22 protein-coding genes are annotated in these 18,989 nt (G+C 68.1%); 6 read left to right on the forward strand and 16 right to left on the reverse strand.

The window, feature by feature from the left end; genetic code table 11:
- Nucleotides 1-115: 115 nt before the first annotated feature.
- From U4Z31_RS08110 to U4Z31_RS08130, 5 genes are all read right to left on the reverse strand, one after another.
- On the reverse strand, nucleotides 116-376 hold the full coding sequence (locus tag U4Z31_RS08110; RefSeq protein WP_044844978.1) for a hypothetical protein: 261 nt from the start codon (nucleotides 374-376) through the stop codon (nucleotides 116-118).
- A 180-nt stretch (nucleotides 377-556) separates the two neighbouring features.
- Nucleotides 557-1,036 (reverse strand): hypothetical protein, encoded by a 480-nt coding sequence (locus U4Z31_RS08115; RefSeq protein ID WP_124520107.1) that lies wholly within the window; start codon nucleotides 1,034-1,036, stop codon nucleotides 557-559.
- Nucleotides 1,033-1,245, reverse strand: a complete 213-nt coding sequence (locus U4Z31_RS08120; RefSeq protein ID WP_321809925.1) for a hypothetical protein — start codon at nucleotides 1,243-1,245, stop codon at nucleotides 1,033-1,035. The genes U4Z31_RS08115 and U4Z31_RS08120 overlap by 4 nt, the downstream gene beginning before the upstream one ends.
- A gap of 14 nt (nucleotides 1,246-1,259) precedes the next feature.
- Nucleotides 1,260-1,637, reverse strand: a complete 378-nt coding sequence (locus tag U4Z31_RS08125) for a hypothetical protein (RefSeq protein ID WP_321809926.1) — start codon at nucleotides 1,635-1,637, stop codon at nucleotides 1,260-1,262.
- Between the two features lie 176 nt (nucleotides 1,638-1,813).
- Nucleotides 1,814-2,101 (reverse strand): hypothetical protein, encoded by a 288-nt coding sequence (locus tag U4Z31_RS08130; RefSeq protein ID WP_321809927.1) that lies wholly within the window; start codon nucleotides 2,099-2,101, stop codon nucleotides 1,814-1,816.
- 30 nt (nucleotides 2,102-2,131) lie between these two features.
- Between U4Z31_RS08130 and U4Z31_RS08135 the strand changes: the two genes are divergently transcribed.
- On the forward strand, nucleotides 2,132-2,485 hold the full coding sequence (locus tag U4Z31_RS08135) for a DOPA 4,5-dioxygenase family protein (protein WP_321809928.1): 354 nt from the start codon (nucleotides 2,132-2,134) through the stop codon (nucleotides 2,483-2,485).
- A gap of 153 nt (nucleotides 2,486-2,638) precedes the next feature.
- Nucleotides 2,639-3,070 (forward strand): nuclear transport factor 2 family protein, encoded by a 432-nt coding sequence (locus tag U4Z31_RS08140; RefSeq protein WP_321809929.1) that lies wholly within the window; start codon nucleotides 2,639-2,641, stop codon nucleotides 3,068-3,070.
- 90 nt (nucleotides 3,071-3,160) lie between these two features.
- Here the strand turns inward: U4Z31_RS08140 and trhA are convergent, their stop codons facing one another.
- The 5 genes from trhA to U4Z31_RS08165 form a co-directional block, all read right to left on the reverse strand.
- Nucleotides 3,161-3,781, reverse strand: a complete 621-nt coding sequence (trhA, locus tag U4Z31_RS08145; protein WP_044844973.1) for a PAQR family membrane homeostasis protein TrhA — start codon at nucleotides 3,779-3,781, stop codon at nucleotides 3,161-3,163.
- Between the two features lie 229 nt (nucleotides 3,782-4,010).
- Nucleotides 4,011-4,217, reverse strand: a complete 207-nt coding sequence (locus U4Z31_RS08150; RefSeq protein ID WP_011881067.1) for a YbdD/YjiX family protein — start codon at nucleotides 4,215-4,217, stop codon at nucleotides 4,011-4,013.
- A gap of 12 nt (nucleotides 4,218-4,229) precedes the next feature.
- Nucleotides 4,230-6,308, reverse strand: a complete 2,079-nt coding sequence (locus tag U4Z31_RS08155) for a carbon starvation CstA family protein (protein WP_124520108.1) — start codon at nucleotides 6,306-6,308, stop codon at nucleotides 4,230-4,232.
- A 284-nt stretch (nucleotides 6,309-6,592) separates the two neighbouring features.
- Nucleotides 6,593-7,021, reverse strand: a complete 429-nt coding sequence (locus U4Z31_RS08160) for a PRC-barrel domain-containing protein (RefSeq protein WP_044844971.1) — start codon at nucleotides 7,019-7,021, stop codon at nucleotides 6,593-6,595.
- 395 nt (nucleotides 7,022-7,416) lie between these two features.
- Nucleotides 7,417-8,547 carry a 3-deoxy-7-phosphoheptulonate synthase gene (locus U4Z31_RS08165; RefSeq protein ID WP_014900794.1) on the reverse strand — a complete coding sequence of 377 codons (1,131 nt, stop codon included), beginning with the start codon at nucleotides 8,545-8,547 and terminating at the stop codon, nucleotides 7,417-7,419.
- 433 nt (nucleotides 8,548-8,980) lie between these two features.
- On the opposite strand from U4Z31_RS08165, the gene U4Z31_RS08170 reads away from it, so the two are divergent.
- Entirely contained in the window at nucleotides 8,981-9,535 is a 555-nt protein-coding gene (locus tag U4Z31_RS08170) for a hypothetical protein (RefSeq protein ID WP_321809930.1), read from the forward strand.
- A 59-nt stretch (nucleotides 9,536-9,594) separates the two neighbouring features.
- Here U4Z31_RS08170 and U4Z31_RS08175 read toward each other — a convergent pair whose 3' ends face one another.
- On the reverse strand, nucleotides 9,595-10,305 hold the full coding sequence (locus tag U4Z31_RS08175) for a YceH family protein (protein WP_257772772.1): 711 nt from the start codon (nucleotides 10,303-10,305) through the stop codon (nucleotides 9,595-9,597).
- 400 nt (nucleotides 10,306-10,705) lie between these two features.
- Between U4Z31_RS08175 and U4Z31_RS08180 the strand changes: the two genes are divergently transcribed.
- Together U4Z31_RS08180 and hutC are read left to right on the forward strand one after the other, a co-directional pair.
- On the forward strand, nucleotides 10,706-11,470 hold the full coding sequence (locus U4Z31_RS08180) for an SDR family oxidoreductase (RefSeq protein WP_124486033.1): 765 nt from the start codon (nucleotides 10,706-10,708) through the stop codon (nucleotides 11,468-11,470).
- 44 nt (nucleotides 11,471-11,514) lie between these two features.
- Nucleotides 11,515-12,252 carry a histidine utilization repressor gene (gene hutC / locus U4Z31_RS08185; protein ID WP_044844967.1) on the forward strand — a complete coding sequence of 246 codons (738 nt, stop codon included), beginning with the start codon at nucleotides 11,515-11,517 and terminating at the stop codon, nucleotides 12,250-12,252.
- 161 nt (nucleotides 12,253-12,413) lie between these two features.
- Here the strand turns inward: hutC and U4Z31_RS08190 are convergent, their stop codons facing one another.
- Together U4Z31_RS08190 and U4Z31_RS08195 are read right to left on the reverse strand one after the other, a co-directional pair.
- On the reverse strand, nucleotides 12,414-13,262 hold the full coding sequence (locus U4Z31_RS08190; RefSeq protein ID WP_321809931.1) for a phytanoyl-CoA dioxygenase family protein: 849 nt from the start codon (nucleotides 13,260-13,262) through the stop codon (nucleotides 12,414-12,416).
- A 55-nt stretch (nucleotides 13,263-13,317) separates the two neighbouring features.
- Entirely contained in the window at nucleotides 13,318-14,121 is an 804-nt protein-coding gene (locus tag U4Z31_RS08195; RefSeq protein WP_321809932.1) for an ABC transporter substrate-binding protein, read from the reverse strand.
- Between the two features lie 602 nt (nucleotides 14,122-14,723).
- Here U4Z31_RS08195 and U4Z31_RS08200 point away from each other — a divergent pair.
- On the forward strand, nucleotides 14,724-15,590 hold the full coding sequence (locus U4Z31_RS08200) for a LysR family transcriptional regulator (protein ID WP_321809933.1): 867 nt from the start codon (nucleotides 14,724-14,726) through the stop codon (nucleotides 15,588-15,590).
- 61 nt (nucleotides 15,591-15,651) lie between these two features.
- Here the strand turns inward: U4Z31_RS08200 and U4Z31_RS08205 are convergent, their stop codons facing one another.
- The 3 genes from U4Z31_RS08205 to U4Z31_RS08215 all read right to left on the reverse strand — a co-directional run bounded on the left by U4Z31_RS08205 (nucleotide 15,652) and on the right by U4Z31_RS08215 (nucleotide 18,687).
- Nucleotides 15,652-16,149: a nuclear transport factor 2 family protein gene (locus U4Z31_RS08205; protein ID WP_321809934.1), complete on the reverse strand. Its 498-nt coding sequence runs from the start codon at nucleotides 16,147-16,149 to the stop codon at nucleotides 15,652-15,654.
- A gap of 65 nt (nucleotides 16,150-16,214) precedes the next feature.
- Complete coding sequence (locus tag U4Z31_RS08210; RefSeq protein WP_321797992.1) at nucleotides 16,215-17,399, reverse strand: amidohydrolase family protein; 1,185 nt, start codon at nucleotides 17,397-17,399, stop codon at nucleotides 16,215-16,217.
- An 88-nt stretch (nucleotides 17,400-17,487) separates the two neighbouring features.
- On the reverse strand, nucleotides 17,488-18,687 hold the full coding sequence (locus tag U4Z31_RS08215; protein ID WP_321809935.1) for an amidohydrolase family protein: 1,200 nt from the start codon (nucleotides 18,685-18,687) through the stop codon (nucleotides 17,488-17,490).
- Between the last annotated feature and the right edge of the window lie 302 nt (nucleotides 18,688-18,989).

Raw genomic sequence — 18,989 nt, forward strand, 5'->3', positions numbered from 1 at the left:
AGCGCCACGGAGTTCGCTCCGTGGCGCTTTTGTTTTGTCGGGCTTGGATTGTGTCGGCCTTCATGCGGGGAGCGGCGCGCATCCGCGCACGCATGAGCGGGCGAACGCCGCTCGCCTAGTGTCTCGACTCCGCGGCCGCGATCAATTGCCAGGCGGTCGGGCCGGGGTCGAGCAGCGGGTCGGACGGCGGATCGAGATCGTGCCGATGCTCGTCTTCGGACGGCAGCGTCTGCCGCTTCGCAATGCCGATCTCGTCGCCGCATACGGTGCATCGATAGATACCCGCGATCGTCACTTCGCTGCCCGGCGGCAGGTTCTCGCTGAAGGCGCGGCCGCTTCCGCACGTGAAGTAGCCGCCGATCCTGTATAGCGCCATCGCTCCTCCTGATCGAAACGGATGCGTTCACGCCGACACGCACGATCATCGCCTACGCGAGGATGGCTCGTCATCGACCGAACCCGTCCGGTTCCTGTCATGACATTAGACGGCGAGCGTCGGCGCCGGGGAATGGGACAGGTATGAAACATCGCGCGGCACCCGTCGCGTCGACGACGCTCAATGCAGAACGGCCGGTTCCCGCATCTTCGCCGCGGCTTGCGCGACGAGGGCCGGCTGGTCGGCCGACGCGAACGCACTGACGTGACGCCACAGCTCGGCGAGCCGGTGCCGCGTGAGCGTCGCGACGCATGCGTCGTTCGCGGCGAGGATGCGCTCGAGCACCGCGCATTCGTCGTCGTGCAGCGTCCATGCGCCGCTTTCCGCCGCGCGCGCGACGCTCGCATCGAGCATGCGCTCCGCATCGACGCACAGGTCGATGCTCGCGTCCGCCGATACCGCGTCGTCGAGCGCGAGGAACACCAGGTAGACGCTCGTGCGCAACCGCATCAGCAACGTTTCGCTGCCGTGCTCGCCGCGCAGCGCGACGAGCGCCATGTGGCATTTCAGCGAGATGTCGCGCACATGTGCGGGCGGCAACGGCAGCAGCCATTCGCGCGTCAGCGGCGGATGGCGGCGGCTTTTCCGGACGGCCTTCATGATCCGCTCTCGCTGGCGCCAACGTCGTCCGCGTCGAAGCGCGGCCACCCGGTGCGGCACGCGACGGCGCCGGGGCGCGCGGCGCGATGGCCGTTCGCGCGGCGCCGCGCGGCGTACGGATCGTCACGCCGCCGCGTCGCGCATGCGTGCGGCGGCCGGCGGATCGTCGACGTGCGCCACGCGTCGGCGAGTCGGTTCGCGCATGCCATGCTCGTCTCCCGCATCAGAACGTGTTCTCGCCTTTCAGGTAGTATGCGGTCTTCACGAAGAACGCCTTTACCGGATGGCCGCTCTGCGCGGCGCTGGCCGCCCGCGCTTCCATCGCGGCCTTCTCGTCGCGCGAGCGGTCGGGCACCGGGTTCCGTACGCGTTCGAGCGCACGCTGCATCGCGAGCGGATAGTTCTGGTTGCCGGCCGTCGTCGCGCGATAGCCGGCGCGCGTCATCTGCATCAGTTGCACGTCGGTTTCGGCACGCGCCGCGGACCAGGTCAACGGCGCGACGTTCGACTGCCATTCGGTATCGACGGACTGCGCGAAGCTCGCGGCGGGCAGCGCGGCAAGCGCGCCGGACAGCACTGCAAGGGAAACAACGGTTCGCATCATGGCCTCCAGATGGTTGCGTCCGCATCGATCTTCGACGTCGATGCGGTGAAACCATCGTATGTCGCGCGGCCGCACGCTTGAATAGCCGATTCCGCAATTGATATTTTCGGCACCGACGGCCGGCGCGTGACGCGCGCGATTCGCCAATACCGCCCGAGCGGAATTTCTTTATTTCATTCAACGACCTGATCGCGTTTTTGCAGACGATTCGATGCAGCGCGCGAATCGCTTTTGCCATTTTCGAAATGACGTATTGCCGAAGCGATTTCGCTCGGCACCCGCGCCGGCCAGGCTTTCGGCGCGATGCCGCGCATGCCGGCCCGCGCGGGAAATACCTCAACGAACCCGCCGGTTTGTTTGACGCGCAACCATTCTTCACGCCGATTTATCGCTTCGCGACAAGACGTGTCCGACAAGGACGCGCGATAATTGCGCATCGCGCCGCAAGTGACGGCGCTCATGCCTTCCCTATTCCTCTCACGAGTCCCGTCATGGCTGATATCGATTCCACCGCGATCAACAGTTGGCACGCACACGTCTACTTCGACGCCGCCAGCCGCGACGCGGCCTGGGCGTTTCGCCTCGTCGTCGAAGAGCGGTTCGGCGCGATCATCGAGCTCGGCCGCTTTCACGAACGCCTCGTCGGCCCGCATCCGGCCTGGTCGTACCAGATCGCGTTCGACGCCACGCGGTTCGAGACCATCGTGCCGTGGCTCGTGCTGAATCACGGCGCGCTCGACATCTTCCTGCATCCGAATACCAACGACGAACTACGCGATCATCGCGACAGCGCGGTGTGGATCGGCAAGTCGCATGAACTGAATCTCGGCGCGCTGGGGGGCTGACGCGAACGGCGGAACGCGGTTGCGGTTGCGGTTGCGGTTGCGGCTGCGGTTGCGCTCGGCGCACGCAACATCCACGTTTCGGCCTGCGGTGAAACGTCCGACAGCGTTGCATCAATACAGTGGTGCCGTTATCCACGCTTGCCGGAACCCGCCATGACCCACGCCGACACCGATGCGCACCGCATCCATCGAGACTGGCACGCCGCCGTCGTCGCACGCGACCTCGATGCGCTGATGTCGCTGTACGCGGACGACGCGATCCTCGAAACGCCGCTGATCGTCGCCACGCTGCCCGATCACGACTCGGGCGTGCTGCACGGCAAGCCCGCGATCGGCGCGTTCTTCGCGGCAGGGCTGCGCAATCCGGGCAACCGGCTCGGACGCTGGTACCGCACGGGCCTGTTCTTTTCGAACGGCAAGCAACTCACGTGGGAATATCCGCGCGAAACGCCGGACGGCGATCAGGTCGATCTCGTCGAGGTGATGGATCTGCGCGACGGGCTGATCGCGCATCATCGCGTCTACTGGGGGTGGGTCGGGTTCAACGCGCTGCGCGACGTCGCGCCAGCGGCCGGTCGCACCTGATGCCGACGACCACGAAGAACGCGCGGCGCGCCTGCTCCGGCTGACTCGGGCGCCGCATGCGGCCGCGCCTTCGGCTCCGTCCTGCGTCGCTCACGCGACATACATCGCGACACTGACGAACTGGCACAGGCTGCCGGCCAGCACGAAAAGGTGCCAGATACCGTGCCCGTGGCGGATGCGTTCGTCGTTGATGAAGAAGTAGATCCCGGCGCTGTAGATGACGCCGCCGGCCACGAGCCATGCGGTACCCACCGGCGGCAACGCATGGATCAGCGGGCGGATCGCGACGAGCGCGAGCCAGCCCATCAGCACGTACAGGATCATCGACACGATGCGCGTGCGCCGTCCGAGCGTGAGCTCCTGCACGATCCCGAACGCGGCGAGCCCCCAGCTCACGCCGAACAGCGACCAGCCCCACGGGCCGCGCAGCGTGACAAGCGTGAACGGCGTGTAGCTGCCCGCGATCAACAGATAGATCGCCGAATGGTCACACTTCTGCAGGATCGCCTTGAGCCGCGGGTTGCGCACGCTGTGATACGCGGTCGAGATCCCGTACAGCAGGATCAGCATCGCGCCGTACACGCTGAAGCTCACGATCTTGTAAGGATCGCGGTCGAGCGCGCCCATCGTCACCAGCGCGACCAGCCCTGCCACCGACAATACCGCGCCGACGAGATGGGAAATGCTGTTGAAACGCTCACCGACATGCACGACGGGTTCTCCTGCGCGGATTCATCGGAAAAAAGTAGAGCCCTATGATACCGGCGGCCGGATCAAGCCGCGCTGAAGCCGGCCAACCGCCGCAACCACGACAGGCAGCAAACATGCCCGCCCCGGCCCGCCAAATAAAAAAGCGCCGCGAATGCCTTCGCGGCGCTTCCTGGTCCGTCACCGGACTGCACTTGGTGGTGCCCTTACCGGCCGGCTTCGCCGGCCCGCTTCAGCAACACTTCCCTGCCCCCGACCCGTACCGTGCATTCTGACGCTCGCGGAAGAATTCCTCATACGTCATCGGCTCGCGGTCCGGATGGGTGTCGCGCATGTGCGCGACGTAGGTGTCGTAGTCGGGCAGGCCGACCATCAGCCGCAACGCCTGCCCGAGGTAACGCCCCGCGCTGCGCAGGTCGCTGCCGAGATCGGTGAACATCGCGGCCTCCCTTTAACGTCCGCTGCCGAGCGCCTGCGCGGCCGGCATTGCTTCGTACGGCGTCTCGCGCACGGTCGGCTTCGACTCGCGGCGCGCGCGCAGCACGGCGAGCAGCCCGTACCCCGCGATCGCCACGACGACGAAGATGAACAGGCCGGCCAGCGCCGCATCGATGTAGTCGTTGAAGATGATCCGCTGCATCTGCGCGATCGACTTCGCCGGCGCGAGCACCTTGCCTTCGTCCACCGCGGCCTGCAGCTTCGCCGCGTGCGCGAGGAAGCTGACCTTCGGGTTCGCATCGAAGATCTTCTGCCAGCCGGCCGTCAGCGTGCAGATCAGCAGCCATGCGGTCGGCACGATAGTCACCCACGCGTAGCGCTCGCGCTTCATCTTGAACAGCACGACGGTGCCGAGCACCAGCGCGATCGCGGCGAGCATCTGGTTCGAGATGCCGAACAGCGGCCACAGCGTGTTGATGCCGCCGAGCGGATCGACCACGCCCTGGTACAGGAAGTAGCCCCACGCGGCCACGCACAGCGCGGTGGCGACCAGGTTCGCGGGCAGCGACTCGGTGCGCTTGAGCGCCGGGTGGAACGTGCCGAGCAGGTCCTGCAGCATGAAGCGGCCCGCACGCGTGCCGGCGTCGACCGCCGTCAGGATGAACAGCGCCTCGAACAGGATCGCGAAGTGATACCAGAACGCCATCATCGCTTCGCCGCCGATCACCTGGTGCAGGATGTGCGCCATGCCGACGGCCAGCGTCGGCGCGCCGCCCGCACGCGCGATGATCGTCGTTTCGCCGACGGCCTTCGCGGTCTGCGTCAGCATGTCCGGCGTCAGCACGAAGCCCCATTGCGTGACCGTGTTCGCGACGGCTTCCGGCGTCGAGCCGAGCACGGCGGCCGGCGCGTTCATCGCGAAGTAGATGCCCGGCTCGATCACGCACGCGGCGACCAGCGCCATGATCGCGACGAACGATTCCATCAGCATCGCGCCGTAACCGATGAAGCGCGCGTTGGTTTCGTTGTCGATCAGCTTCGGCGTGGTGCCCGACGAGATCAGCGCGTGGAAGCCCGACACCGCGCCGCACGCGATCGTGATGAACAGGAACGGGAACAGGTTGCCCGACCACACCGGGCCCGTGCCGTCGACGAACTTCGTCAGCGCGGGCATCTTCAGTTCCGGCGCGACGACCAGGATGCCGATCGCGAGGCCGAGGATCGTGCCGATCTTCAGGAACGTCGACAGGTAGTCGCGCGGCGCGAGCAGCAGCCACACCGGCAGCACCGATGCGACGAAACCGTAGCCGATCAGGATCCACGTGAGCTGCGTGCCGCTGAACGTGAACCACGCGGCGAGCGCCGGCGAATCGTGCACGGTCTGACCGAACGCGATCGACGCCATCAGCAGCACGAAGCCGATGATCGACACTTCGCCGATGCGGCCCGGACGGATGTAGCGCGTGTAGACGCCCATGAACAGCGCGATCGGAATCGTCGCGGCGACGGTGAACGTGCCCCACGGCGAATTCGTCAGCGCCTTCACGACGATCAGCGCGAGCACCGCGAGGATGATCACCATGATCAGGAACGCGCCGAACAGCGCGATCACGCCGGGCACCGTGCCGAGCTCCATCTTGACGAGGTCGCCGAGCGAGCGGCCGTCGCGGCGCGTCGAGATGAACAGCACGATGAAGTCCTGCACCGCGCCGGCGAACACGACGCCGGCCAGGATCCACAGCATGCCGGGCGTGTAGCCCATCTGCGCGGCGAGCACGGGGCCGACGAGCGGCCCGGCGCCGGCGATCGCGGCGAAGTGATGGCCGAACAGCACGTACTTGTTGGTCGGCACGTAGTCGAGGCCGTCGTTGTGCCGGACGGCCGGCGTCATCCGCAGCCCGTCGAGCTGCATGACCTTGCTGGCGATGAAACGGCTGTAGAAGCGATATGCGATCAGATATACGCAAACTGCGGCGATCACGATCCACAGCGCGCTGACGCGTTCGCCGTGCGCGAGTGCGATCGTCCCGAACGCGAATGCGCCGAGCAGCGCGACGGCGATCCATAGCAGGGTACTGGAAGCCCGATTCATGGCGTCTCCTGGTCTCCAATGTGGTTTTGAGTGGATCCGGCCAGGCGCCGAACCCGCGTGACGTCGATGCGTCGTGCCGCGTCTCGTGGATGTCGCGGCGATGGGCCGTAGTATTCCGCGCGACGGGGGCAGCTTACAAGCGCACAACTACGTATGCGGGGCTACGTAGAATTACGTAGGCCGAGCGCGGGCGCGCGCCGCGCCCGAGATGGATCGACGCGCGACGTGGCGCGGCCCGGCGCCGGCCGGCCGGGCATCGCAGGTCGCGCGCCGGGCCGCGTGGATCAGTGCTTGTCGTCGGCCTTCTTCGGTTTCGGCGGCGACGGCACTTTCGCGTACTGGAACGCCGGCGTGGCCTTCAACGCGTCCTTCGTCGCGCCCGGCAGGTAGATGTTGCCGTTGCGCACGTCGAGCGACGCGATCGGCACCGCGACGTCATGCGCGGCCACGCCGAGGAAGCCGCCGGCCGATACGATCGCCGCCGACACCGAGCCGTCCGGCGCGACGATCAGGTCGCGCACCGTGCCGACTTTCTGGTTCTGGTCGTTGTATACGGCCTTGCCGAGCACGCTCTTCTTCACGCTCCAGCCTTCGAGCAGCGCCTGCGATTGCTCGACGGTCACGCTGAGCGGCTGCGCGCCGGCGATCTGCGCGTGCGCGCTGACGCTCGATGCGAGGACGGTTGCCGCGATGAGGGTCTTGTAGAACTTCATGTATTGCACTCCGGTTCGGTTGTTGTTGATTCCGGGAGCGAAGCGACGCGGGCGCAACGGCTGATCGGTGAGCGCCCCGCGCTTCGTCGGTCGCGTGGCGGCCAGCCGCGCCGCCACTGCGTGTGTGCATGACGGACCGGCGTGGCCGGACCGCAGCGTGCAACACGGCTTCATGGTAGCGGCATTCGCCGGATCGTGCGTTCGGAGTGCGACGTGACAGGCGGGGCGACACGGATGGAGATCAATGTCCGTGCGGACAGGATGTGCGCGCGGCGGAGAAAAGCGCGCGCCGCGGCATGTCGATCGGGAGAACATCGGAGACGGGCATCCGCTCGTCACCGGCGCACGGACCATGCGGCGGATGCCCCCCGGCCCCGCCGCGCAGTCACACCGCCTTACGCGTTGCGCGAATACACCCTGCGATGCCGCACTGCCTCCGCCAGCACATCGAGCACCGGCTCCGTCTGCGTCCAGCTCAGGCACGCATCGGTGATCGACACGCCGTACTGCAGCGGCACGCCCGGCTTCAGATCCTGGCGCCCGGCCTCGAGATGGCTCTCGACCATCACGCCGACGATCCGGTGCTCGCCCTGCGACAGCTGCCGCGCGAGATCCTGCGCGACCTCGATCTGCCGCTCGTGCGACTTGTTGGAATTCGCATGCGAGCAATCGACCATCACCTGCTCGCGCAACCCGCTCTTGCGCAGCACCGCGCAGCTCGCCTCGACGTGCTCGGCGTCGTAGTTCGGCCCGTTCTTGCCGCCGCGCAGGATCACGTGCGCGTCGTCGTTGCCGCGCGTCTCGAAGATCGCGGCCATGCCCATCTTCGTCATCCCCATGAACGCATGGCTCGCGCGCGCGGCGACGATCGCGTCCGATGCGACCTGCACGCCGCCGTCGGTGCCGTTCTTGAAACCGATCGGGCAGCTCAGCCCCGATGCCAGCTGACGATGGCTCTGGCTCTCGGTCGTGCGCGCGCCGATCGCGCCCCACGCGATCAGGTCCGCGATGTACTGCGGGCTCAGCAGGTCGAGAAATTCGGTCGACGCAGGCAGGCCGAGCGCGTTGATGTCGAGCAGCAGTTGCCGCGCCGCGCGCAGCCCTTCGTTGATGCGGAAGCTGCCGTCGAGGCGCGGATCGTTGATGTAGCCCTTCCAGCCGACCGTCGTGCGCGGCTTCTCGAAGTACACGCGCATCGTGATCAGCAGGTCGTCCTTCAGCGCATCAGCGGCGGCCTTCAGGCGGCGGGCGTACTCGAGCGCCTGGTCGTGATCGTGGATCGAGCACGGGCCGACGACGAGCAGCAGCCGGTCGTCGCGGCCGTGCAGGATGTCGCCGATCGCGCGGCGCGTGTCCTCGACGAGCGTCTGCGTGGCGGCCGGCACCGGCAGTTCGTCCTGCAGCAGCGCCGGCGAGATCAGCGGACGCACGGCGCCGATGCGGACGTCGTCGATACGCGTGGTGTCCTGCGTCGCGTCGGCACTGCCTACCTCGCGATCATGGGAAGGATTGTCGAGGTTCTGCATGGTGATTCTCCGGGGGACGTCTGGAATGAGGTGCAGGCTCGATTATGGCACTCGCGCAAGGCGGCAGCGAGGCGCGCCGGGGGCATGCGATCTGCGTCAAGAGGCCGGGCGGCCGGACGAAAGAACGGCGATCCGCAACGGATCGCCCGGGCATTCGGCGCGTTGCGCCGATGCCGCACGCTGCGGGCGCGCGCCTGCCGACGTTTCCGGGCCTGTCGACAGGGCTTCCTGGAACGGGCGTCATGCAGGCGCCGCCGGTCGCCAGCCGCAACGCGACCCGGGGCGCCGGCCGTTTGGCCGAGTGGTCGCGTGTGGCCGACGTACCGTACGATCATGGCTGTCCGCTGCCGATGGCGCCTCGCCTTCGGCGCAGGCGGCACGACGCACCACCTGTCTGTGATTGATCGTTCGCAACATGACCCGACACGCCACGATGACCGTATCCGAACTGCTCAGCGCCATCCGCCAGCCCTACGTCGACCTGCTCGCACAAGCGGCAGCGCAACCGGCGGCCGTCGTCGAACCGGCCTACCGGAAAGCCGACGGCACGCTGGCCACCGAAGGCCCGCTCGCACTGCCGTGCCGCGCCGACATCGTCCACACCGAAGGCGAATCGGCCGGCCAGCCGGCGATGGTCGACTCGACCGCGCAACTGGACTTCGAGCCGTTCGCGTTCGAACTCGAAACGGCGGCCGTGACGATCCGGCCGTTCGTGTGGGACTGGGCGACGATCGAAGCCGACGGCATCGGCGAGGCCGCGGCCACCGACGCGTTCAGGACATGGTTCTTCGCATGGTTCGACGCCGACGACGCAGGCGAGCCGGCCGAGGACGGCCTGCACGGCATCGTTCACTATCTGTCGGAACCGGCGGGCACGGAGCAAGGATGGCGCGTCAATGCGGACCTGGGCTCGGCGCCGGGCGCGGCCGTCGAGGATCTGCTGTTCCGGCTCGTCGACGCAGGTGCCACGCGAATCAGCATCGGCTGAATCGCTTCTCCATCCACGACTCCCATGCGCGCCGGTGTCGAGTTGGCTCGGTCGGGCAATCAGCCGGCGTCGCCCGGGGTATCGACGTCGATCCCGAGTTCGGTCGCCATCCGCTGCACGAGTGCGTTCAGCCGCGCCACTTCATCCGCAAGCCGCTTCTGCTCGGCCTTGAGCGCCTCGAACTCCGACGGCGGAACGGAATCCGCGCCGCCGCCCGCGTCCGCACCGGCGTAGTCGGCGACGTTCACCTCGCCGCACATCAGGTGCATCCAGCGGTTCTCGCGCGCACCGGGCGCGCGCGGCAGCCGGACGACGAGCGGCTGCGCACGCGTCGCGAGTTCGTCGAGGAACGCCTCGACCGACGAGATGTCCGCGAAGCCGTGCAGGCGTGCGCTGTTCAGGCGCAGTTCGGCGGCCGTCTGCGGGCCGCGCAGCAGCAGGATCGTCAGCAGCGCGATCGCCTGGCTCGGAATCCCGAGCACGCGGTTCACGTTGTGCTCGAAACGCGGCACGCGGCTGCTGCTGCCCTCCATCACGAGGCTCAGGTGCTTGAGCCCGTCGAGCGCGGTCGTGACTTCGTCCTCGCTGACGTTCATCACCGGCGAGCGCGCGGTTTTCTGGTTGCAGCCCGCGGTCAGCGCATTCAGCGACAACGGATAGGTGTCCGGCACCGTGTGCTGCTTCTCGACGAGCACCCCGAGAATGCGGGCCTCGAGGGGCGTGAGTTCGCGCAGGGCGCGGGGCGTGGGCATGTCCGGCGTGGTGTTCATGGATGGCGTCGCAGCGTGCAGCGGGTGAAGGGAAACGGTCGCGGCCCGTCCGGCGTCGCGAACGGGCGAGCCATATGATAGCTCGCGACGTGAGGCCCGGCGCCACTCGCCGCCACGGCGCGCGCACTTGCCGCGGCCGGTTTTCGTCCAACGGTTCGGCCGTGCGGTGGCGCACGACGACGCCTGCATTCGGCCGCACGAACGCAGGCTCCACGCTCGCGCGCGGCATCGTCCCGCGTTTGCGCGCCGCGCAGGCCGGCGCTACGATACGCGTTCACCCGGACACGCGGCGCGGCGCTCGGCCGGATCCGTCCGCCAGGTCGATACCGTGCATCGCCCGTCCCGCACGCCTGCGCGCCGCGCCTGTCGACACGCTTCAACCGTTCACTCGTTCACCGCCATGATCGCCTCGTCTCTCGCGCCGCACGTGCGCGCCATCGTCACCGGACACACGCGCGGCCTCGGCGCGTCGCTTGCCGAACAATTGCTGCAGGAAGGCATCGCCGTGCTCGGCGTGTCGCGCAGCCGTCATCCGTCGCTCGCCGCGCAGGCCGGCGACCGTTTCGCCGAAATCGAACTCGACCTGTCGGACACGTCGGCCGTCGCGACCTGGCTCGCCGGCGACACGCTGCGCCGCTTCGTCGATGGCGCGTCGATCGTGCTGCTCTTCAACAACGCGGGCATCGTCGATCCGATCGGGCCGCTCGACGCGCAGGATCCGGCGCTCGTCGCGCGCGCGGTCGGCCTGAACGTCGCGGCGCCGCTGATGCTGTCGGCCGCGCTCGTGCAGGCGGCAGCGGCGCCGACCGAATGCCGGATCCTGCACGTGTCGAGCGGCGCCGCGCGCAACGCGTACGCGGGCTGGAGCGTCTACTGCGCGACCAAGGCCGCGCTCGATCATCACGCGCGCGCCGTCGCGCTCGATGCGAACCGCGCGCTGCGGATCTGCAGCGTCGCGCCGGGCGTCGTCGATACGGGCATGCAGGCGACGATCCGCTCGACCAGCGAAGCGAACTTCCCGATGCGCGAGAAATTCGACGAACTGAAGTCGAGCGGCGCGCTGTCGACACCCGAGGCCGCCGCGCGGCAACTGATCGGCTATGCGCTGAGCGATGCGTTCGGATCCGTGCCGACGGCCGACGTTCGCGAACTGCCCGCGTCCTGATCCGGGATAGAATTTCGCGATTGCCCTTCCCCGAGGATCCCCCGATGGTCACGAAGACCACCGCACCGTTCCAGCAGATCAAGACGCTCGTTCGCCAGAACGTCGATGCGGGCGACTGGCGCCCGGGGGACCGCATTCCGTCCGAGCTCGATCTCGCCGCGCAGTTCGGCGTCGCGCGCATGACGGTCAACCGCGCGCTGCGCGAGCTGACCGAGGAAGGCGTGCTGAAGCGCATCGCCGGCGTCGGAACCTTCGTCGCCGAGGTGAAGCCGCAGTCGAACCTGCTGATGATCGCGCACATCCGCGACGAGATCCGCGCGCGCGGCCACGAGTACCGCTGCCGCGTGCTCAGCCAGTCGCGCGAGCCCGCGTCGTTCGACGTCGCGGCCGCGTTCGGGCTGGCGGTCAACACGCCGGTCTTTCACGTGGTGTGCGTGCACGAGGAAAACGGCCGCCCGATCCAGCTCGAGGATCGCTACGTGAACCCGGCCGCCGCGCCCGAATTCATCGATCAGGATTTCCAGGCCGAGCCGCCGTCCGAATACCTGTTCAACAACGTGTCGCACTACGAACTGGAGATCGAGCACGTGGTCGACGCTTCGCTGCCGTCCGGTGAACAGGCGCGGCTGCTCGACATGCGCGCCGACGAGCCGTGCCTCACGCTCACGCGCCGCACCTGGACGAACGGGCTACCCGTCACGTTCGTGCACTTCCTGCATCCGGGCAACCGCTACCGGCTCGGCTCGCGCTTCAAGCCGGGCGCCGGACGTCACCAGACCTGAACCTTCTTCAGCGCGGGTAAGAGACCATGCGCGGCGCGCCGCTTCGCGAAGAAACGGTCACCGCGCGCAAGACGTCGCTGAATGTCGCTTGACGTGGCTTGACGTGGCTTGACGTGGCTTGACGTCGCTCGATGTCGCGTGACGTCGTCGATCCGCGCCGCTCAGATCGCCCCGACCTGTCCCGCGCCGCGCGACCACACGACCGGAAACAGCGCATGCTCGAGCGGCGCGCCGTCGGGCAGTTCGTCGGCCAGTCCCGGGAAATCGGGCGACGTCTTCCAGCGGCGCGGCGCGTGACAGATATCGTCGCCGACGAAGCGGATCGAGAACGCGCGCCGGCGGTTCTGCGTCCCGCCCGACGCATGCAGCGTCAGCATCCGGAAGCACACCATGTCGCCCGGCTCGAGCGCCCAGTGACGGATCGGGAACGCCGCGCGGTCGGCTTCGATGTCGGGCAGGTCGGCGAGGCTGCCTTCCGGGAACCACTTCGCCTCCTTGTCCATGAACGTGCGCGGCATCAGCCACGGCCCCTGGTGCGAACCCGCGACGAATTCCAGCGTCGATTCGAGCGGCACCGGATCGACCGGAATCCACATGCTGACGTTGTCGTCGCCTTCGATGTTGTAGTACGGCTGGTCCTGGTGCCACGGCGTGCGCTGCCGCGTGCCGGGCTCCTTCACGAGCAGGTGGTCGTGATGCAGCCGCACCGTCTGCGTGCCCATCAGCGCCGCGGCCACCGACGGCGCGGGCGACCGCACGATGAAGTCGCGATACGCGTCGTTGTGCTGCCAGTTGCAGAAGTCCTCGAAGAACCAGCCCGGATCGTCGGGCCGGCTCGCGACCTTCGCGCGCGCGCTCGGCTGCGCGAGGTTCGCGTCGATGCCGGCACGCAGCGCGGCCACTTCGTCGGGCGAGAAGATGCCCTTGATGCATACGGCGCCTTCGTCGCGGAAGGCGGCGATCAGTTCGGGCGTCACGGCTTTCGCGACGCGTTCCTGGATACTCGTCATGGGTTGCCTGTCGATTGATTGAGCCACGGGGTCATGGAATGGCAGGGTCACGGGTTCACGGCGCGGAAGTCAGCTGCTGCTTCGCGCCGTAGATGTCGAAGTCGAAGTATTTCGCGGCGATCTTCTGGTACGTGCCATTCGCGCGGATCGCGACGATCGCGTCGTTCAGCCGCTTCTTCATGTCGGCGTCGCCCTTGCGCACGCCCATCGCGACGCCGTAGCCGGTGATGCGCACGTCGGTCACGTCGGGGCCCGCGAACGCGTAGCCCTTGCCGCGCGGCGTCTTCAGGAACGAATAGCCGGCCTGCGTCTTGTCCTGGAAGGTCGCGTCGAGACGGCCGTTCACCAGATCCTGATACACCTGGTCCTGGTTCTGGTACGACACGATCGTCACGCCCTTGGTCGCCCATTCGGCCTTCGCGTAGGCCTCCTGCGTCGTGCCCTGGTCGATCCCGACGCGCTTGCCGGCAAGCGACGCCGCGGTCGGCAGCAGCTTCGAGCCGGCCGGTGCGACGAGCGCGCCCGGCGACGCATACAGCTTGTTCGAGAAGTCAATCTGCTTGAGCCGCTCGTCGGTGGCCGTCATCGCGGACATGATCACGTCGAACTTGCGCGCGCGCAGCGCCGGAATCATCCCGTCGAAACCCTGCTCGACCCACACGCATTTCGCGCGCAGCTGCTCGCAGATCGCATTGCGCAGGTCGATGTCGAAGCCGGCGAGCGAGCCGTCGGGCTGCTTCGCCTCGAACGGCGGATAGGTGGGATCGATGCCCCAGCGGATCGTCGCCGTGTCCTGCGCGAACGAGACGAGCGGCGCGAACGCCAGCGCGGAAGCGAGAAGCCTTGCAGTGCGGCTCATGGTGTGTCCTTTTGGTCTCGACGTGGCGTGGGAAGGCGCCGGGCGTCCGTTGGGGAGCGTCGTGCCGGCTGGCCCGGCGCGGTACGCGAAAGACAGGGACTTCGATGAATCTGCGATGCAGTCTAGACCGCTTGATTTTCAAGCGCAAGCGGAAGGAATGGAGGTGCGGCCGACCAGGAGAATTGGACGAAGAGATCGCCAAAAAAGAGCGATGTAACGCGACATATGCAACAATTTACGGTAATTTTTCTGATGCTCAGGCGTTTACCCGATAATGCGCACAGTCGGCCGAGAGTAGGTTCGATTCGATATCCACAAGCCGTGGCGGTCCAAATTTCACGGTGAATCAGACCGCCACCCATCGCTGGCTGCCGAAAAGCGGCCTTCCGATCTATACCACCTCGACGCTACCGCGCGCCCGCCGCCATCAGGCCGCGCAGCGCCGCCGAGCGTGCCGACGATCGCCATCCGTTTGAAAAGCAGGTCCGCCCGCACGGCCGCGCCGGGTCCGGCGAAACCGCGATTGCCCGCGGTCTCGGGCCATGTTAAAAGTCGTCGCACACATTTGAAAATGAAATGCTCGAATCCGCAAAAGTGCAGAAATGAATAGACCTTTGTTCGACCTCGACCTGTTGCGCGCGCTCGTGATGGTCGCCGACTGCGGCAGCTTCACGACCGCGTCCGCGCGCCTGCATTCGACGCAGTCGACGGTCAGCCAGAAGGTGCGGCGGCTGGAGGAGATCGCCGGGCATCGCCTGCTCGACCGCGGCACGCGCGACGTGCGGCCGACCGACGCCGGCGTGACGGTGCTCAGCTACGCGCGGCGCATGATCGCGCTGAACGACGAGATGCTGGAAGCGCTGTCGGGCGCGACCGTCGCGCTGACGATCCGGCTCGGCGTGCCCGACGATTTCGCGGCGGGCCGCACGACCCATGCGCTCGCCGCGTTCAAGCGCGATCATCCGCAGGTGAAGCTCGAGGTGACGTGCGGGCTGAGCCGCGACATCTGCGCGGCCTACGATCGCGGCGAGCTCGATCTCGTGCTGATCAAGCAGCGGCGCGACAGCCGCGAGGCGGTGGTGCGCTGGCCGGAGAAACTGCGCTGGATCGACAGCGCGCAGCATCCGACGATCGACCTCGATCCGGTGCCGATCGTCGTGTTCCCGCCGCGCGGGCTTTATCGCGACGACATGATCAAGGCGATCGAGGAACGCGGCCGCCGCTGGCGGATCAGCTTCACGACGTCGAGCCTGAGCGGGATCCAGGCAGCCGTCGCGGACGGGCTCGGCATCAGCGTGCTGCCCGCGCGCGTGGTGACCGACGAGCACGTCGTGCTGACCGACGCGCACGGCGGCTTCGCGCCGATCGAGCACATGGACATCGCGATCCTGCATCGGCCGACCGCCGATCCGATGGTCAGCGAACTGACGAAGGCGCTCGCAACGATGCTGGAGCACGAGCAGGAATGAGCGCAGCGATGCGGGCGGGCATCGACCGGGCGGCGGCGCATGTCGAGAAAACCGACGCCCGTCAGAACATCGTGTTCCCGTTCGCCGCCTGCTCCGGCACCGGCTGGTTCACGTCCCAGTGTTCGACGATCTTGCCGTGTTCGAGCCGGAAGATGTCCACGATCGCGCTGCCGCGCGTGCCGGGTTCGCGCACCGCGTGCACGTGCAGGATCACGTAGTCGCCGTCGACGAACGAGCGCTTGATCTCGCTGTGCGACTGCGGATACTTGTCGCGCAGGAACGCGACGAACTTGCGGAAACCGTCGCGGCCGTCGGCCGCGTTCGGGTTGTGCTGCACGTACCGGTCGCCGACGTACGCGAGGGCGGCATCCGCATCCTTCTCGTTCAGGCCTTTCTCGTAGAACGCGAGCACCGTGCGGCGATTCGCTTCCTGCTGCGCGCTGTCCGCACCGCCCGCACCATCCTGGCCGGCCGCCATTGCGTGCGCGGCCGCCGCTGCGAACGTCGCCGCGGCGATCCATCCTGCGGCCCGTGCGGCCATCGTGCGTGTGCGTCGCATCGTCGTCTCCCGGAAGATCAGGCTGAAGGAAGCCCGATCATAACCGGCACGATGCGGCGCCCGGTTCAGACCAGCGCGCCGTCGCGCGCGACGATCTTCCCCGACGACACGACGAGTCGCCGCGTCGGCCGCGCGACGACGGCCTCGGCGAACGTCAGCGCATCGACCAGCACGACGTCCGCGCGCTTGCCTGCTTCCAGACCATAGTCGGCGAAGCCGCAACCGCGTGCCGCACCGTGCGTCACGCAGTCGAGCGCGACTTCGAGCGCGTCGTCGCGGCGGAAATCGTTGCGCATGCCGATCAGCATCGCGCGTTCGAGCATGTCGGGCGAGCCGTACGGCGTCCACGTGTCGCGCACGCCGTCGTTGCCGCCGATCACGGTCACGCCGGCCGCGCGGCACGCAACGACCGACGGCACCGGCACCGCGGCCGGCGCGGTCGTGACGATCGCGACGCCGAGTTCCGCCATCCGCGCGAGCAGCGCGTCGCGCTCGCGCTCGGCGATGTCGCCGAGGCAGAAGCCGTGGCTGATCGTGACCTTGCCCTGCATGCCGAGCGCAGCCGTGCGCTGCAGGATCAGATCGAGCGAATACGCGCCCATCGATCCGCGCTCGTGCAGATGCAGGTCGAGGCCGCGGCCATGACGCTCTGCGATTCCGAACAGCACGTCGACCGCTTCGACCGGATCGCCTTCGATCGCGCACGGGTCGAGGCCGCCGAGCAGGTCGGCGCCCGCGCCGAGCGCGTCGGACAGCAGCGCGGCCGTGCCGGGCCGCTTGAGCACGCCCGACTGCGGAAACGCGACGATCTGGATCTCCACCTGGCCGCGCAGTGTCTCGCGCGTCGCGAGCACGCCGTGCAGATGGCGCAGCCCGGCTTCGGTGTCGACGTCGACGTGCGTGCGGATGCGCGTCGTGCCGGCCGCGAGGAACGCGCGCGACAGCGCGAGCGACGCGGCGCCCGCGTCATGGCCGCTCGTCGCGCGGTAGTGACGCTCATTCTCGATGCGGTCGACGAGGCGCGGCCCCACCGCGTTGCGATACCACGGCATCCCCCAGTGGGTCTTGTCGAGGTGCGTGTGGCCTTCGACGAGGCCGGGCAGCGCGAGCGCGCCCGCGCCGTCCTCGATCGCGCAGCCGGCGGGCGCGTCGAGCGACGGGCCGACGCGCGCGATGCGCTCGCCGTCGATCAGGATGTCGAGCGCTTCGTCTGCGTGCGTGCGGACGTTGCGGATCAGCAGGTTCGTCATGTCGGTTCCGGTGTGGTCGGTCAGTCGGTCAATCGGTCAGTCAGTACGAAGCAGCCGCGATGCACGCACCGCGACGGCGGTCGGGTCGTCAGCGCGTGAAACGCAGCGCCGGCGCGAACGGCGCGCCGGTGTCGCTTTCGCCGCGTCGAAACACCCAGCGTTCGGCCGGCACGCCGGCGACGGCGGCCGCCGCATTCGGCGCGCGCACCGCGACGAAGCTCGCGTCGCAGCCGACCGCGATGCCGTAGTGCGCGAGGCCGAGCGCGCGCGCGCCGGCGTGCGTCGCCATGTCGAGCGCGATGCCGAGCGCTTCGTCGGTAAAGAAGCCCGAGCGGTAGCCGACCATCATCGCGCGCTGCAGCATGTCGCCGTTGCCGTACGGCCACCACGCGTCGCGAATGTTGTCGTTGCCGGCGAACACGTGGACGCCCGCGTTGCGCAGTTGCTGAACCGGCGGGAATGCGCAGTCGCCCGGCGCGTTGGTCAGGATCGACACGCCGGCGTCGGCGAGTGCGGCGGCCGCACGCTCGACGTCGCCATGTTCGACCTGGCCGAGCGCATACGCGTGGCTCACGTTCACGCGGCCGCCGAGGCCGGCCGCGCGCGTGCGCGCCGCGATCCGCAGCAGTTGCGCGACGCCGGTCTCGCCCGGTTCGTGCAGGTGGATGTCGATCTTCGCGCCGCGCTTCTCGGCGATGCCGAACACGATGTCGAGCTGGCCGTCCGCGTCGCCGTCGAGCGTCGTCGGGTCGATCCCGCCGACCACGTCCGCGCCTTCGCGCACGGCCGCATCGAGGATCGCGGCGGTGCCCGGGCACGTCACCACGCCGGCCTGCGGAAACGCGACCAGTTCGATGTCGACGATCCCGCGCCACTGTTCGCGCGCGGCCATCACGGCGTGCAGGTTCGACAGGCCGGTCGTCGCGTCGACGTCGACGTGGCTGCGCATCGCGATCGTGCCGAATGCGGCGGCCTGCGCGATCAGTGCATTCGCGCGCTCGACGATCGGCGGCGCAGCCGCGAGCTGGCGCTTCTCGACCACGAGCCGCTCGCGCAGCGAGTCGACCGATTGGTGCGGCACCCAGCGGTCGCCGACGAAACTCTTGTCGAGATGGATGTGGCCGTCGACGAAGCCGGGCAGCACGACGCGGCCGCCGAGGTCGATCGTTTCGGCGCCGGGCGCGGCAGTGCAAGCGGCGCCGATCGCGACGAAGCGGCCGTCATGGACGACGAGGTTGACGGGCCGGCCGCCGGCATCGACGGCGTTGGTGAAGAAACGATCGGTCATGAGTCGGAACGAGTGGGGCGGCCGCTGCGCGACGCCGACGCGGACAGGGGAAGGCACCGCAGCCGGCACGGCGCGACCGTTGGCAGGGATGTGCGGTCACGATATCGGACGGGGCGGCCAGTGGCCAATTAAATGTCGCGATGCCGCGCATTCGATTTCGCGATATGCGGGCGAGCTGCCTGGCGGGCGTGGCGCGAAGATGGGGCGTGATCACCGCGCGGGCGTGCGCCGGTGCCGATCGTCGCGCAATCGGCGCCCTCACGCGGCTGCCGGACGGCGAACCGCATCGTCGAATCTCGGCC

The sequence above is a fragment of the Burkholderia sp. BCC1985 genome (assembly GCF_905339915.1).
Taxonomy (GTDB): Bacteria; Pseudomonadota; Gammaproteobacteria; order Burkholderiales; family Burkholderiaceae; genus Burkholderia.